Source organism: Bacillus sp. FSL E2-8868 (assembly GCF_038005505.1).
GTDB classification, from domain to species: Bacteria; Bacillota; Bacilli; order Bacillales; family Bacillaceae_G; genus Bacillus_A; species Bacillus_A mycoides.
The window spans coordinates 1714485-1730381 of record NZ_JBBOTI010000001.1 but is presented as its reverse complement, the minus strand read 5'-3'; the positions used below and the strand labels follow the sequence as shown (position 1 = coordinate 1730381).

Sequence of the window (15897 nt, the reverse complement as noted above, 5' to 3'; positions counted from 1 at the left end):
CCGTTAACGCGGGATAAAGGAGTGAAATGTATGTTAAAAGCGAATGAAAATGATTTCTCCTATCGCTTCGGTGATAACGGGCCTAAATATTTAATACAAGGTCCAAATATCGATCTTGGCCTAGTCGTGATTCAGCCTGGGCAAGAGTTTCAAAATCACTATCATACAACGTGCGAAGAAGTCTTCTATGCGTTAGAAGGCGAAATAGATTTCTATGTGAATAACGAGAGAGTTCCGATCAAACAAGGGGATGTCTTGCAAGTTCGACCTCATGAATCCCATTATCTTATTAACCATTCTGATAAGCCTTTTAAAGCTGTTTTTATAAAGTCACCACATTTACCAAATAAAGATACTGTACAAACTGAAAATCCAACCTTAACGAAGGAGTGATTCCTAATGACTTGGGGATTTAAAAATCGATTAAACACAATTTTACCTGACGGCAGAGCGGTTATGTTAGCGATAGATCACGGCTACTTTTTAGGGCCAATTCACGGACTTGAACAACCGTTAGAAACAGTTAAAAACTTGCTTCCTTATACAGACTCCCTCTTTTTAACTCGAGGTGTACTCAGCTCCTGTATACCTGAAAACTGCAGCACACCAATGGTTATGCGTGTATCAGGCGGGGCAACTGTAGTAGGCAAAGATTTAGCGAATGAAACAATTGTTACACCTGTGAAAGAAGCAGTAAAACAAAACGCGATTGGCGTCGGCGTTTCTGTCTTTGTTGGATCAGACTATGAAACACAAACTGTTTCAAATCTCGCAAACGTAGTCTCTGAAGCTCACGATTACGGCCTGCCAGTACTCGGTATTACCGCCGTTGCGAAAGAACTACAAAAACGTGAAGCTCGCTTTCTAGCACTCGCCTCCCGCGTATGTGTTGAAATGGGAGCTGATATTATTAAAACGTACTACTGCGAAGGATTCGAAAAAATCACAAGCACATGCCCTGTCCCAGTCGTAATCGCGGGAGGACCAAAACTAGATTCAATCGAAGATGCATTAAACATTACGTACAACGCTCTCCAAGAAGGCGCAATCGGAGTAGACATGGGCCGAAACATATGGCAATCCGAACATCCATCTGCGATGATTCAAGCAATTCATGGCATTGTGAAAAATGGATTTAGTGTGCAAGAGGCGCTGGAACTATATAATGATGTGAAAAATTAATGTAAAAAGATGGACTATTTATTATAACGGGTTCAGTTAAGAAGAGTAAAACTTGTTTTGACACTCAAACTACACAAGGAAAAGGATGGCAAGTGCCATCCTTTTTGACATACATTGAACTTTTACTGTTTTCAAGTTTTTTTCTTCGACTAACGAGCCAAAAATTTTAATCAACCTTTAACTTTATAGCTTTTGTAGCAATAAAAGTTTTAATATGCTTATCTAATATCCTTGTTCCACCAAAATCATCCTCATAAAAACCCGTTATAACAAAACCAGCTTCAACTTGACCTTGGATTTGATCTTCTAGTGTATGTGCGTATTCTATTGTTTGATTTAAATTAATATAATCTTGAACTTCATCCTCTGGTAAATAATCCAATGTTGATGAAGGTATTGAATGTTTAACATCCAAAATACCCTTTTGTTCTTGGTTGTCATCAAAAATCCATAGTAAAGGATTTGTAAATCCAGAAATAAGAATACCTTTATTCTTTAAAACCCTTGAAATCTCATTCCATACAAGATGAACATCTTTTACAAACAAATTAGAAACAGGATTTACGACAATATCAAAATATTCATCTTCAAAATCACTAAGGTCTGACATATCTCCTTGTACTGTTTTTAAAGTTAATCCATCCCGTTCCGCTACCATTTCATCTTGTTCCAATTGCTTCTTCGATATATCAGTAACTGTTACATCTGCTCCAGCAGCAGCCAGTACTGGTGCTTGTTGCCCTCCACCTGATGCTAAACAAAGTATCTTTAATCCCTCTAATGACTTTGGAAACCAATCTCTAGGAACTGATTTTTCTGTGGTGACTGTGATTTCCCATTCACCTGATTTACTTTTTTCAATAACCTCACTACTTACAGGCTCAGTGTATCTAGAACCTTCTTCAACCTTCTTATCCCATGCATTACTGTTTTGTTGTGTAGTATCCATTATAATCATTCCTCCTAACTATCTAGTTGCATTTTAATTGTGACATTATTAACTATTTACACCCTTTTTCTATTAACCTGCCGATAGTTAATACATGGTTTTCTATATTTATTTTAACACATAAACATCCTATTTTTCTAAATATTTAAATTAATTAATTATATTGTAAAAAACGAGAATTGTTTCAGTTATAATAAAATATGAAAACAAAATAAAGGAAAAGAGGAATGATTATGCAACGAATACCTTTTGAACGCCCTACTGATCATTATGATGAACGCTTATCTTCTATTGATGAAAAAATTTGCTCTTTATTAAAAGAACGGAAAGAACTTTCGAATGGGAATCCGGGTTTCCCACCAGATGAAGCCATTTCTAATTGGGCAAAGCAGAACGGGTTATATCCCGATTATTTAAATTCATTATTCTCATCTATGATGGACGAAGATGAGTTTAAACCTCGCGTCGAACCGACTAAGTTTAAAAAACATATACCCGTTTTAAAAACTTATGCACATAAAGAAACTGTGTATACTGTAACCTTTATTCGTCAATATTCTAACGCTAGTGTAATTAATTTATATAAGGAATGGGATCCAAAAAACAATACACTTAATGAGAATAATACACATAGCCTTGTTGAATTATCGATAAATGATACATACGATTGCTGGGCAGAAGGATGGACTGGAACAGATGGACATACAAGTTACCAATTCGTCATTTCCCCTGCTCTTCCTGATAACCCGTCTGGTATTAGCTTTTTATTTACAGAACGTAGTATGCCTTTTTCGGACAAGCATGAACGGCTTGAATTTGAAATTAAGTTAGATTAGATTAAAATAACGGACATATTATACGGTTAATATGTCCGTTATTTTTTGTTCTCTAGATTCACTAAAACCCACTCAATCACGATAATTGCCGAATGAATACGTTCCTTCGTATCCCCTAAGAACACTTTATTAAGCAAATCATCAAAATTAGTCGGTCTACTAGGTAATGCTTGAATATACCTTAAAACAGATCCAGCTGAAGGTGTTGGTTTGTTATTAATAGCCCATATTCCTTCTACAATGGTCCAAGTTGATGTGTGAACTATGTATGAAGCTTTTAACTCATCATTAGCTTTCAAAGCAGACTTAATTTTAATTAGCGAACTATTTAACCAATGAGAAATGCCTTTTACTTTATCACTAGAAACAGAATAATTTTCATATGTATGTTGAGCTATTTCCTTTAACCTTTTTAACTCACTGTAACTATCAAATAAAATTTTACCTTCTAAAAAAGAATATAGTTCCATCGGATTCTTTTTAAAGTTTACTTGTATTTGATTAAAATCATCATACTTGTATTCAACTAGAATACCTTTTCTAGTTTCTGAATGAAATTTCTTCTTTTGTCCGCCCTCTAAAAGAATATAAAAGTCCAAATCGGATTCAGGATATGCATCACCTCTTGCGACAGATCCGATAAGCATTAATCCACTTATTTCATTTCTAGCTATATGTTCATTTAGAATTTTATGTACTAACTCTTTATGGTTTTCATATGTAATAAATGAAAGATTTTCTATCATTTCTATCCTCCAAGTTATCGATCTATTCTTATAAGAATAGATCGATATTTCTCAGTTTCTAAAATAAGCAAACACCTTTTAAACGATATTGAATTATATTTTTTCTCATACATTTCCATTATATACACTGCTAATTGTTACATGCCGAGCTCTATTTTATTTTCACATACTTGTAAAATGCCTAGTCAAATTGCTTACTATTAATTCTTTGTGCAATTGGGTGATCATCCTTTAGTTGCAGTAAATCCCATAAATTCCCGTATAAGTCCTTAAATACTGCAACAATTCCGTATGATTGCTCTTTCGGCTCTCTCACAAATTCTATTCCTCTTGAAATCATTTCATTATAATCTCTCCAAAAATCGTCAGTATTTAAGAAAAGAAATACTCTACCGCCTGATTGGTTACCAATAAAGGGCTCTTGCTCAGGTTTAGATGCCCTGGCTAGTAATATTGTTGTGCCGACTGAACCTGGAGGAGATACCACTACCCACCGTTTGTTTTCTTCTGGCTGATAAATATCTTCAACTAATGTGAAATTTAGTTTCTTTGTATAAAATTCTATTGCCTCATCATAGTCTTTTACTACTAATGCGATATGAACTATCGATTGAACCATTATTGTTCCTCCTAATCTTACTCACTGATCGAGTTTATATTATAACATTTCTAGTTTTAACCTGTCCGTTAATTCTTCTTACATCACAGGCGAATCATTCTCTTTATTCAATATAAATAACCATCTATCAGTAAGCAGATAGATGGTTATTTATTCGAAAGAATATAATTAAACAAATGTATTTTTACGACTGTTGATAAGCCGATTTCGATGATTTCACATAATAAACTCCGTGCTCAACCTTAATGATATGATCTGGTTTTGGCTTACCGCGGCCCGCTCTATGTCCAGCTAAGTGCTCTTCACTCGTTTCCCAGTTCTTCCATGCTTCTTCCGATTCCCAGCGAATCATAACTACAACTTCTTCGTCTCCGCGTCTTACTTTTTTAACGAGAACACTTAAGTCGATGAATCCTTCAAATTTTTCAATAATGCCTTCTCCTGTGAAACGCTCTACAACTATATTAGATGTACCTTCTTTTACTGTAAATGTCTTCGTTTCGATAAACATATATTCCACTCCCTCTTTGTAATACAAATACTAGTATTCTTCTATTATAATTGATTATGATAATTGTTTTCAATTATAAAGTTTCAAATCTTTAGAATTATGCCGACTTCTCCTCAATCGCCTCATCTAAAAATTTGAAATACGGAAGCAATATTCCTACTAAAGAAGTGACACATATAATCGAGCCAATGATAAAGTATAGTACTCTCACTCCCCACATTTCACTCAGTATTCCCCCTAATAACACACCTAATGGCATTGCCGATCGTATGAAAAATAATCGCACTGAAAATACTTTTCCTATCATATTACTTGGGACAGTTTGTTGGCATATCGTCGTGTTATGAACATTGAAAAATGCAATACATATACCAGCAATTACCTCGATTACAATCGCAATAATAATACTATTATTTAAACCTAGTGAAATGTAAGTAAGGCCCCCTACGAATAATCCTCCAAGCATAAGTAATCTACGGCTTCTATACTTCACTTTCCCAACTAATATGGAACCAACTACATAGCCAAGTGGGAATCCTGCCATAAAATAACCGTATTCAGCATACCCTGCCGATAGTTCATCTTTAATATAAGGAAGATTCGTAACCATCGTTACTCCTACTCCAAATTGAACGAATGTTAGAAAGATACCAAGCCAAACGATAACTGGTTTTGTGAAAAAATATGTAAAGCCGTGAAGAAACTCTTCTAGCCACGTTTTTCGAAGTTCTTGCTTTATCCTCTTTTCTGTAATGAAAAGTAATAATCCTCCACTTATAAATAGACAAACGCACACAAAAAAGAATGTAAGCTTCATTCCAATAAAATGAATGACGATACCACCTAATACTGGCGCTAGAAACATCATAAAACGATTCATTCCATCTATATATGCATTTGCATCTTGAAGCTGCTCTTTACTTACAATGCTCGGTGTAATCGCTTGACTGGCGGGTGTATACAGCGGCGTAATGAGCCCTACTATAATTTGAACAACGTAAATGTGCCATACTTCTACACTGTTAGTAACTAGCATTACTAAAGGCAGTAAGAAAACAGAGGCCCGCATCCATTGCGAAAAAATCATAATCCACTTTCTGCTCCATTTATCAATATATGGCCCGCTTATAAGTTGCAGTATGAGTGACGGGATAAAATATAGTAACCACATGCTACTTAATGCTGTTTTTGATCCTGTTAATTCATAAACAAGAATTGAATTACATAACGTCCCGAAAGCCCCGCCTAATTCTGAAATTGCACTGCCAATCCACATAAAAAAGAATGAACGATTTTTCAATACACTATTCACTATAGCTCACCAACTTTTCTATTAAATTCCTCCCTTTATGTACATTCCCGTTGTATATTATCTATTCAAAAATGCATCTAATTCTTTCGCTAACGACTGTACTGCTTTCTTTCTCAATACATATTTTCCGTCATGAATATCTACTAACTTTGCTGAACGTAACAATTTCAAATGATGATGTACTGTCGATTTTCCTAGTTGTAATCTTTCCGTTATTTCTTGCAATGTACGTTCTTTTTCAAACAACATTTTTACAATTCGTAATCTCGCTTCATCCCCGAGCGCCTTATGTTTATGAACTAAAAAATAACTCGGTTCATACGGATCTTCCGGATGTATACTTTCATTTGCGACCGGATAATGAAACACTTTCGTATCTTCAATATCAGCTTCTATGTTCCACGGTCTGTACGTAATTTGCGGGATAAGAAGTACGTGATGCACACTTGGCTCTGGCATATATATAACACCACCTGTAGCCCACTCGACAAACTCTTCCGGTTTCATCTTTTTATTCATTTCATTTTTCGCTTCATAATCTCGCTTTAATATAGAGAGCAGTTGCTCCTCTTCTTTCTTAATAACACCCTCATACCATCCTGTCATAACCGCGATTAAATGACCCTTTAGTTCTTGTACATCTGCATCACATATAAAGCCAATATAAGTAGAGAAAAACTGGTGATCATGTGTCAGTTCCTTTAATTCATGTATTGCAGTTACGTCTCCATTTGCTGCTAAACGTCTTTTTCCTTGATGCATTTCTCCTAAAAACGGTAAGCACACATATTTAAAATCTACTTCCGATAACGAATTGATATTGTGAACAAACTGAGATAAATCCGTAAAATCTCCATCATACAGTAACTGTAGCAACGCTTTCCACGTATTATGCTTCTCAACAAATTGTAAATGTTCTATCATTTCATGTGATAAAGATTGTCTTATTTCTTCCCATTCGCTTTGAGATTTTTCAAGCGTGTCGATTAACCTCTTATGAGTAATTGCCGCAATGCCAAGTGCGCATTCGAAAAGTATCGAATACTTCATTTGAACGTTGTATGTTTCCCTTTTTCTACTCGTCACGTGAAAGACTTCCATTTTATCCCCTCCTTATTTGCTATGCATTAAATTCTATATTCATCGAATTATACCTTCTAACTTTTTAGAATTTTAAAACTCTCTGAAACTTTATATTGCTACAAGTTTTTAAATTTAAGCTGCAGTTAATTTTCTTGTTCAACTATGAGGCAGGTTTATTGAAGAGAAAGGAGAATTTATTACGTTTATAAAAATGATTTGGAAAGCATAAGTTTATTTCTGCAATTACTACAACGGCGCCGTATTGTTCTTTTAAAAACTTCCAAACATCAATCAGATGATAAGTAGGTACGTTTCTAATTTCTCTAACACTTGTTGTTGGTCTATCTCATAGTTAAGGAGGCTATACGAATGAGTAAAAAAGAAATATTACAAAATGGAGTCAAGCAAGTTTTTTACGAAGAAGAATGGTACCCACCGATATCAGAAGCGTTAAAGAATCTTACTGCTGCACAAGCATGTTGGCACCCAGAAGGAACGGCCAGTAATACGATTTGGGAAAATGCAAACCATTTACTAATCTTTAAAGAGCGCTTACTTTCCCGCTTACATCAGGATGACACATTTGTTGCTCCACAAAATAATGATGACACTTTTGTCCAAGGTGGACCTAATGATGATGGTGCTTGGCAACAAACAGTGAAGCGAACGCTCCAAGTACATGATGCCTTACAATCTTCATTAACATCCCTTCAAGAAGCAGAACTGGATCAACCAAGTCCGTCTCTACCAGTTTGGCAACAATATATGAATATCCTATTGCACGATGCATATCATACAGGTCAAATTATACAACTTCGTAAACTCCAAGGTTCATGGCCATCTCATCGTTCATATTTATAAGCAACGATTAAAGATGATAGATAAGCATATGATTCTTCATTTAGCAAAATAAGTACAAAAAAAGCAAATGAGATTCTAACTCTCATTTGCCTTTTTGCGTGCTGGAGAAACATCCTGCAATGAATTATTAAGCTTAATTAATATTCAACAAAGAATGTTCAATGGATAAAGTAAAACTTTAATTAGGCATTTCCGGGCCATTATCTCCCGCCTAACTTCCTCGCATTCGCCGCTTATCAATTCATCTGCGCATCGTTCAATATCCCAATTATTTCACTTAACATTTCTTCTGTAAAAGCACCTGCGCTAAAGTTCACTAATGCTCGTAATGGCATATAGTTCAGCATAGCGTCCATCATTTCAGATGCATCACTATCCCCTTCAGTCATACTACCAAACGGACTGTCTTTTAATGCTTTTTCCATAAGCCCTTTTGCGATTGGTGCTAAGATTGGGTCCGTAAATATGTCCCCAAGTAACGTATTACGATGCACTGGTTTTTGAGTTATAGTCGTTGATTGAACATACATGCTATCATGTAAAACGATCTCTTTTGAAGACTTTCCTACTAAAATCTCAAATTCACCTGCTTCAACATGCCAGTCCTTTAATTCAACATTATAATAAGCAAATGATCTTTTATTTAAAGTAAAGCTAACCGTTTTTTCTTCTCCCGGTTGCAATTCTACTTTTTCAAATCCTTTTAGCTCTTTTTCAGGACGAGTCATACTGCTTTCAACATCTTTTATATAAAGCTGAACAATTTCTTTCCCTGCTCTACTACCAGTATTTTTCACGTTCATACTGATAGAAACAGTGTCCGTATCCGTTATCTCTTTCTTATTTATTGAAAGATTACTATACTCAAAATTTGTATAGCTTAATCCAAAACCAAATGGGAACAACGGTTCAATATTTTTCGCATCGTAGTAACGGTATCCGACGAACACACCTTCTTTGTATTCCACTTTGTCCCCTTCACCAGGGAAGTTTAAGTAAGAAGGATTATCGCTTAACACTTTCGGGAATGTTTCCGCTAATTTCCCGCTTGGATTCGCATCACCAAATAATATATCGGCAATCGCCCCGCCTAATGCTTGGCCACCTAAATAGCCTTCAAGTATTCCTTTTACTTTACCTATCCATGGCATTTCAATTGGAGCACCGTTACTTAAAACTACAACGATATTACTTTGAACTTCAGCGATAGCCTCAATTAATTGCACATGATTTTCTGGCATCTGTAAATGCTTTCGATCAAAGCCTTCAGATTCATAACGATCTGGAAGTCCAACGAAAAGGACCGCTGTATCTGCTCGCTCTGCTATTTTTTTTGCTTCATTAACCATGCTTTCATTTACATCATCACTGGCAATGTCATAGCCTTGGGCAAATAATATGTTCGTTTTTTCACCTGATACCGTTTCAATTTCTTCGAGAATACTTTCAAGATTTGTTGGATTAATATGGGAGCTTCCGCCACCTTGAAAACGTGGTTGCTTTGCAAATCCTCCAATTACTGCTACCGTTCCCTCTTTTTTCAGCGGAAGAATGGAAGCTTCATTTTGTAACATAACCATACTTTCACTTGCAACTTCTCTTGCAAGCTGATGATGCGCGTCCTTACTATACACAGCGTTTTCTAATTGGTTATCATAAGCTTTAAAAATAATGTAAAGAAGACGCCCTGCTGCTTGATCAAGCTTTTCTACAGCTAGCTCACCACAGTTAACTGCATCGACAATTTTCTTCTCACCAATTCCAAAGCTTGAAGGCATTTCTAACTCCAAACCGTTCGCTAAACTTGCAACACGCTCATTTACTGCACCCCAATCAGAAACGACAAAACCTTCAAATCCCCATTCATCTTTTAAAATATCATTTAACAAATAGTTATTTTCCGAAGCGTATTCACCATTCACTTTGTTGTAAGCGCTCATTACTGTCCAAGGCTGTGCTTCCTTAATAACATCTTCAAAGCTAGCAAGATAGATTTCACGCAATGTTCTTTCATCAACAATTGCATCTACAGACATTCTGCGATGCTCCTGATTATTAGCAGCGAAATGTTTTAATGACGTTCCAACCCCTTGACTTTGTACGCCTTTAACATGGTTTGCAGCCATTTGTGATGATAAATACGGGTCCTCTGAAAAATATTCAAAGTTTCTTCCGCATAGCGGCGAACGTTTTATATTTGCACCTGGTCCAAGGAGAACTCCTACATTTTCAGCCTGACATTCTTCTCCTAATGCAACTCCTACTTGTTTTATTAATTCTTTATTCCATGTACTTGCTAATCCTACTGCTGATGGGAAACAAGTCGCTGGAATACTGTTATAAATCCCTAAGTGATCTGCTCCCTCTGCCTGTTTTCTAAGGCCGTGTGGTCCATCAGTTACCATAATTGAAGGAATTCCTAATCGCTCAATCCCTTTTGTATTCCAAAAGTCTAATCCAGAACATAGACTTGCCTTTTCTTCTAATGTCATTTGTGAAATGATTTTCTTAATATCCCTTTTCATGATAGCCCTCCTAAAAAATAATTAAGTAAACGCTTTCTTAATGTCATTATAGTTATTATTTTTTAGATGTTATGGTATATTTTTTAGAATACTGGTAAAAAATTCAGCTGATTTTTAAAGAATAGAGGTTAAAATAATGAGTTTCTCCAAACTAGAGGATTTATATTATATTTGTAAACTAGTCTTTGACGTACATAAAACACCTGTCTATTTTCTTAATAACAATGGAGATTTAGTATTTGAAATCTCGTCCAATATTCAGCATAACCCTATGTATTCTTCAAAAGAGGCGATACTTAATGAAATATTTAAAGAACAGCCTCCCTTTACTTTTCCGTCATTAGAAGAGACAGCCTTTCTTGAAAATTTTTTCGCAATTAATCTGCGTTTGAACGACCGAATTAGTGGGAACATCATTGTTGGACCCGTCCTTTATTCCAGGCTATCAGAAACATCAATTAAAGGTATCGTTAATGATCTTCAACTAAAAATAGACAAAGAAGAAATGATTCGATATTATCGTTCTCTACCCGTATTAAATAATTTGAGTTTTTTAAATATAAGTTTAGTGCTTTATTACATGCTATATCAGAAACAATTGAACATAGCAGATGTTCTGCAAAAAAACATGCTTGTAAAAAAGGTGGAATTTAAAATTGAACAGCCCGAAATACATCTATCGGAGCAACGACAAAGTACATTAACTCATATCGATCCACTAGCTGAGAGGAAAATATTTGAGTGTATTAAGCAAGGGAAAAAGGATGATTTAATTAAAAATCTAAGGAGATTACCTGAATCAGGAGAGCTTGGGGTGTTATCAAAGACGAGTCACCTGCGAAGCCAAAAAAATTCTGCCATTGCAGCTATTACACTTGCAACTAGATCTGCGATAGAAGGAGGACTTTTCCCTGAAATCGCATATACTCTTAGCGATTTATTTATACAAAAACTCGAAGAAATACATAAAAATGAAGCCATTGCCCCTTTTTTGGAGAATGCTTTACTTGAGTTTGCAGAACGTGTCAAAAATGGTACAATGCAGCAACATTCCAAACCTATAAACGAATGCCAAAATTATATATTTACTCATCTTTATGGTGATATTACACTAACTATCCTTGCAGAAATAGTCACATTAAACCCTAGTTATCTATCTTCCCTTTTCAAAAAAGAAGTTGGAATTTCTCTAAATGAATATATTCAGCGTGCCAAAGTAGATGAGTCAAAGAAGTTAATGACTTATACGAGACATTCTATATCCGAAATTTCTACATTATTAAATTTTCACGACCAAAGTCATTTTACAAAGATTTTTAAAAAACATACTGGTATTTCACCTAAACAGTTTAAAAATGGATACGGTTATTAGTTTAGAAAATTTTATCATACTTCCAATAATTGTTGTCCTTCGTTCTACCAATAGATTTATTTTGTTGCTTTACATTATTAATACATATCCTTTATAAAGCGAAAAAACATTAATTTTTAGTACATAAATTGAAATAGATTAATCCCAAACATAATTTACATTCTTCATAACTTCTGATCATAATCCAAATTTGGAAGAATAGGGGCTTTTTTATATACAAATAATAAGCCTCAAGGAGTTGTTGACATGCATTTCATATTAAATATGTTAGGGATTTTCGTTGTAATATTAATCGTTTTCCTATGTTCGCCTAATAAAAGAAAAATAAAATGGAGACCAATCGTTATTCTAATAATATTGGAGCTTTTTATTACGTGGTTTATGTTAGGCACGAAATTGGGCAGTATTATCATTAATAAAATTGCGTCATTTTTCAGTTGGCTACTATCATGTGCGAATGAAGGAATTCGATTTGCATTTCCTTCAGCTATGGAAAATCAAACAGTTGATTTCTTCTTTAGCGCCTTACTTCCTATCATTTTTGTTATCACTTTCTTTGATATTCTTTCGTATTTTGGAATCTTAACTTGGATTATTGATAAAGTTGGTGCAATTATTTCAAAGATTTCTCGTTTACCAAAGTTAGAAAGCTTCTTTTCCATTCAAATGATGTTTTTAGGAAATACGGAAGCACTTGCAGTTGTTCGTGATCAATTATCTGTGTTAAAAGAAAATCGTTTGTTGACTTTTGGAATTATGAGTATGAGTAGCGTCAGCGGATCCATTCTTGGTGCTTATCTATCAATGGTTCCAGCAACATATATTTTCAGCGCTATTCCTTTAAACTGTATTAATGCATTAATCTTGGCTAATGTTTTAAATCCTGTAGAAGTTACTAAAGAAGAGGATGTTATTTATTCACCTTCAAAAAATGAAAAAAAAGATTTCTTTTCTACTATTTCAAACAGTATGTTAGTTGGGATGAATATGGTTATTGTTATTTTAGCGATGGTAATTGGGTATGTAGCATTAACAGCATGTTTAAATGGTATTTTAAGCTTTTTTGTAACAGGTTTAACAATTCAAAAAATCTTCTCTATTATCTTTAGCCCCTTTGCTTTTTTACTCGGTTTATCAGGAAAAGATGCTATGTATGTAGCTGAATTGATGGGGATAAAAATAACAACGAATGAATTTGTTGCAATGATGGATTTAAAATCAAATCTAAAATCTTTACAGCCACATACAATTGCAGTTGCAACTACATTTCTAGCTTCTTTTGCAAACTTTAGTACAGTAGGTATGATTTATGGAACTTACAATTCATTATTTGGCGGGGAAAAATCATCAATAATCGGTAAAAATGTTTGGAAGCTTCTTGTTAGCGGCATGGCTGTTTCCTTATTAAGCGCTATGCTCGTTGGGCTATTTGTATGGTAAATAATCTTTAAAATAAAAGACACTCACTATATGTTAAAGATATATAACTACAATTAAGTATTATAATTAAAAGCCTCTATCAAAAATTACTAAGTAACTTTTGATAGAGGCTCCTTTTATTTAGGTCGCTCTATATTCATCCGAAAAATTGAATACTACTTTATAGGGTTCCTTCTTTTTCCTCTCTACCGATAATGATGCGTTAACTGAATATGTATGAAATATACATGATTCCTCGTTAAACAAAAGAGACAGGTTATTTAATAAAAAATAATAGTTTGGAAATACTACCTGTCAGAAAATCAAATTAGAATCGAGGTAATAAATTGATAGCTTCATTTCGTTTATTCATTACCTTAATACTTTTAATTAGTTACCCAATGACAATCATTGCTAAAGAAATTAAGTATAATCACAACAGCACTACTATTCCAGAAATACAGAAAAAAGTTAATTTCACTATTTTATCTCCAAAAAAGATTCCAGATGATTGGACATTAGATACAAAAACATCTCCTTGGATAAGCCTACATTATATGGATAGCAAGGATACAAAGCTAATGGTTGCTATTCACTTGAGTAGGAGAATTCCATTATCTGATAAAGACTTCACCCATGCTGAACAAATTGTGATTAACGGAAATAAAGGTTATTTTTCAGCATGGGGAAATAGTGGAACACTGGACAAGAATGGAGAACTTATTACAGGTGGTTTACTCTGTTGGACACAAGCTGGAACATATGTAGAAATGCAAAGTACAAGATTACCAAAGGAAAAAATGCTAGAAATCGCAAGGTCAATGAATTAACGTTATTTACTTGTAGAGCAATAATAAGTATTGAATAAATTAAATACAATAACTTCCTATATCGAAAATTATGTAAATAAGCTGTCCATATGGGCAGCTTATTGTATTTTTGTCTTAGCTTGTTTTTTCAAAATGCGCCGATCCTCCTTTACTACGTCTACAATTTTGACAATTTACCAAGTAAAATGGCATTGTCTTTTTTAGTTTTTTGTTTTCTTCATCCACGACCTTTTACTAAGCTAAGCATTCATTTTTTAGGTAAGTTCCTTAAACTACCTTTTATTACCAATCTAAAATTATGCATAAAAAAAGGACATTAGGAACATCGTCCCTTACTGTCCTTACTCATATATAAAACTAATTGCGTGTCTTTTATCTTCGAATCTGACCATTTCCACGAATCACATATTTTGTAGAAGTTAATGCAGGTAGCCCCATTGGTCCCCTTACGTGTAGCTTTTGTGTACTAATGCCAATTTCTGCACCGAATCCGAATTCAGATCCATCTGTAAAACGAGTCGATGCATTATGGTAGAGTGCTGCGGCATCAACAGATGTGAAAAACTTACTGACGTTTTCCTCGTTCTCTGTAATAATCGCTTCGGAATGCATGGATCCATACGTATTTATATGATGAATCGCTTCTTCTGTAGTGGAAACCACTTTAACTGCCAGTGTGAGAGATAAAAACTCTGTTTCCCAATCTTCTTCTGAAGCTAATGCAATAGAAGAATCAATTGCCAATGATTTACTATCTCCACGTAGCTCCACGCCTCTTTCCTTCAAAGAAGAAAACAGCTCGCTACCAAATTGCTGCGCCCACTTCTCATGAAGTACAATCGTTTCTATTGCATTACATACAGATGGACGCTGCGTTTTTGCGTTTATAATAATATCAAATGCCATTTGTTTATCCGCTGTTTCATCAATGAAAATATGACAATTTCCCGCACCTGTTTCAAGTACTGGAACAGATGCTTCTCTCACTACAGTATCTATTAACTGCTTGCCGCCTCTTGGGATAAGAACATCTAAGTACTCATTCAATGTAAACAACTGCTTTGCACTATCTCGCGTTGTATCTTCTATGAGCTGTACACTTTCTGGAGGCAAGCTTGTTTGTTTGAGCGCTCGGTGAATAACGCTAACGATGGCTTTGTTAGAATTGATAGCAGAAGAACTACCACGTAATATGACTGCGTTTCCTGTTTTCAAACAAATTGTAGCAGCATCTACCGTTACATTCGGTCTTGCCTCGTAAATCATTCCGACAACACCAAGTGGTACACGCATTTCCTGAATAGATAATCCATTTGGTCGCTCCCATGCACTTACACATTCTCCAACAGGATCGCGTAATTCAATTAACTGCTTAATCCCCTCTGCCATATCAATAATACGCTGTTCATTGAGCATAAGACGATCAAGAAGAGAATCGGAAAATCCTTTTGCCTTCCCTTCTTCAATATCCCGTTTGTTTTCCTCTAAAATATAAGCTGTTTCTACTATCATCTGATCAGCAATCGCAGCAAGTGCTTCGTTTTTTTGATTTGTAGATTTAAGTACAAGTTCTCTAGCAATTTCTTTCGCCTTTTTCCCCTTTGCCACCACTTCATTCATTTTTATTTCCTCCTTTTAAAAAGTTAATAAGT

General features: G+C 34.8%; 15 protein-coding genes. 7 read left to right on the top strand and 8 right to left on the bottom strand.

What is annotated here, in order from left to right; translation table 11 throughout:
- Window positions 1-30 precede the first annotated feature (30 nt).
- Together NSS74_RS09030 and lsrF are read left to right on the top strand one after the other, a co-directional pair.
- Window positions 31-393 carry a cupin domain-containing protein gene (locus NSS74_RS09030; protein ID WP_000909986.1) on the top strand — a complete coding sequence of 121 codons (363 nt, stop codon included), beginning with the start codon at window positions 31-33 and terminating at the stop codon, window positions 391-393.
- A gap of 6 nt (window positions 394-399) precedes the next feature.
- Window positions 400-1182: a 3-hydroxy-5-phosphonooxypentane-2,4-dione thiolase gene (lsrF, locus tag NSS74_RS09025; RefSeq protein ID WP_340813432.1), complete on the top strand. Its 783-nt coding sequence runs from the start codon at window positions 400-402 to the stop codon at window positions 1180-1182.
- A gap of 166 nt (window positions 1183-1348) precedes the next feature.
- Here the strand turns inward: lsrF and NSS74_RS09020 are convergent, their stop codons facing one another.
- Window positions 1349-2131, bottom strand: coding sequence for a class I SAM-dependent methyltransferase (locus NSS74_RS09020; protein ID WP_016101165.1), 783 nt, complete (start codon window positions 2129-2131; stop codon window positions 1349-1351).
- 233 nt (window positions 2132-2364) lie between these two features.
- Here NSS74_RS09020 and NSS74_RS09015 point away from each other — a divergent pair, with 233 nt between their 5' ends.
- On the top strand, window positions 2365-2967 hold the full coding sequence (locus NSS74_RS09015) for a chorismate mutase (RefSeq protein ID WP_176280968.1): 603 nt from the start codon (window positions 2365-2367) through the stop codon (window positions 2965-2967).
- 38 nt (window positions 2968-3005) lie between these two features.
- Here NSS74_RS09015 and NSS74_RS09010 read toward each other — a convergent pair whose 3' ends face one another.
- The 5 genes from NSS74_RS09010 to NSS74_RS08990 form a co-directional block, all read right to left on the bottom strand.
- A complete protein-coding gene (locus tag NSS74_RS09010; protein ID WP_060750441.1) occupies window positions 3006-3713 on the bottom strand; it encodes a nucleotidyltransferase family protein in 708 nt (235 codons plus the stop codon).
- A gap of 181 nt (window positions 3714-3894) precedes the next feature.
- Window positions 3895-4332, bottom strand: a complete 438-nt coding sequence (locus NSS74_RS09005; protein ID WP_078176498.1) for a VOC family protein — start codon at window positions 4330-4332, stop codon at window positions 3895-3897.
- 184 nt (window positions 4333-4516) lie between these two features.
- Window positions 4517-4843 carry a heme-degrading monooxygenase HmoA gene (gene hmoA, locus NSS74_RS09000; RefSeq protein WP_000469495.1) on the bottom strand — a complete coding sequence of 109 codons (327 nt, stop codon included), beginning with the start codon at window positions 4841-4843 and terminating at the stop codon, window positions 4517-4519.
- Window positions 4844-4940: 97 nt separating this feature from the next.
- The gene (locus tag NSS74_RS08995; RefSeq protein ID WP_340813431.1) at window positions 4941-6155 is read right to left on the bottom strand and encodes an MFS transporter; all 1215 of its coding nucleotides are present in this window, start codon (window positions 6153-6155) and stop codon (window positions 4941-4943) included.
- Window positions 6156-6212: 57 nt separating this feature from the next.
- Window positions 6213-7256, bottom strand: coding sequence for an ArsR/SmtB family transcription factor (locus tag NSS74_RS08990; RefSeq protein WP_340813430.1), 1044 nt, complete (start codon window positions 7254-7256; stop codon window positions 6213-6215).
- Between the two features lie 351 nt (window positions 7257-7607).
- Between NSS74_RS08990 and NSS74_RS08985 the strand changes: the two genes are divergently transcribed.
- Entirely contained in the window at window positions 7608-8099 is a 492-nt protein-coding gene (locus tag NSS74_RS08985; protein ID WP_113709971.1) for a DinB family protein, read from the top strand.
- A 236-nt stretch (window positions 8100-8335) separates the two neighbouring features.
- Here NSS74_RS08985 and NSS74_RS08980 read toward each other — a convergent pair whose 3' ends face one another.
- Window positions 8336-10624, bottom strand: a complete 2289-nt coding sequence (locus tag NSS74_RS08980; protein WP_340813429.1) for a glycoside hydrolase family 3 C-terminal domain-containing protein — start codon at window positions 10622-10624, stop codon at window positions 8336-8338.
- 136 nt (window positions 10625-10760) lie between these two features.
- Here NSS74_RS08980 and NSS74_RS08975 point away from each other — a divergent pair, with 136 nt between their 5' ends.
- The 3 genes from NSS74_RS08975 to NSS74_RS08965 all read left to right on the top strand — a co-directional run bounded on the left by NSS74_RS08975 (window position 10761) and on the right by NSS74_RS08965 (window position 14245).
- Window positions 10761-11996 carry a helix-turn-helix domain-containing protein gene (locus tag NSS74_RS08975; RefSeq protein ID WP_340813428.1) on the top strand — a complete coding sequence of 412 codons (1236 nt, stop codon included), beginning with the start codon at window positions 10761-10763 and terminating at the stop codon, window positions 11994-11996.
- Window positions 11997-12242: 246 nt separating this feature from the next.
- Window positions 12243-13436 (top strand): NupC/NupG family nucleoside CNT transporter, encoded by a 1194-nt coding sequence (locus tag NSS74_RS08970; protein WP_113735796.1) that lies wholly within the window; start codon window positions 12243-12245, stop codon window positions 13434-13436.
- Window positions 13437-13762: 326 nt separating this feature from the next.
- Window positions 13763-14245 carry a DUF4367 domain-containing protein gene (locus NSS74_RS08965; RefSeq protein ID WP_002142282.1) on the top strand — a complete coding sequence of 161 codons (483 nt, stop codon included), beginning with the start codon at window positions 13763-13765 and terminating at the stop codon, window positions 14243-14245.
- 372 nt (window positions 14246-14617) lie between these two features.
- On the opposite strand, the gene NSS74_RS08960 is transcribed toward NSS74_RS08965, so the two are convergent.
- Entirely contained in the window at window positions 14618-15865 is a 1248-nt protein-coding gene (locus tag NSS74_RS08960; RefSeq protein ID WP_340813427.1) for a glutamate-5-semialdehyde dehydrogenase, read from the bottom strand.
- Window positions 15866-15897 lie beyond the last annotated feature (32 nt).